Below are 344 nucleotides of genomic sequence, written 5' to 3'. Positions count from 1 at the left end.
GGAAAGTGGTAGCCCGGGCCGCGTTCAGGCGTGGCTGCTGGGACCGGGAGTTGACGGGGATGAACAACTGGAGCGTGTCCGCGCGGCGCTGAAGGACGCAGGGTCCTCGGAACTTCCGGTGGTGCTCGACGCCGGCGCACTAAGTGCCTTGCCGGGCCGATGCCCCCCGCAGTGGATCCTGACACCGCACGCAGGAGAGCTGGCAACCCTCCTGGCCTCCCTCTCGGGTCCCGGTGAAGCGGCGGTGACGCGGGACGACGTCGAGGCCCGTCCGTTGCACTTCGCACGTCACGCCGCGAGGCAGACCGGGGCCACAGTCCTCCTGAAGGGTGCCACCACCCTGG

At 70.1% G+C, this 344-nt stretch carries 1 protein-coding gene; it reads left to right on the top strand.

The window, feature by feature from the left end:
• Positions 1 to 344, top strand: a 344-nt coding sequence (locus SB724_RS19595; RefSeq protein ID WP_410572443.1) for an NAD(P)H-hydrate dehydratase, incomplete at both ends; no start/stop codon positions are given.

Source organism: Bacillus sp. SIMBA_031 (genome assembly GCF_046535225.1).
GTDB lineage: Bacteria > Bacillota > Bacilli > Bacillales > Bacillaceae > Bacillus > Bacillus velezensis.
Note: the sequence above shows the minus strand (reverse complement) of the source record. Positions and strands in the feature narration are given on the sequence as shown.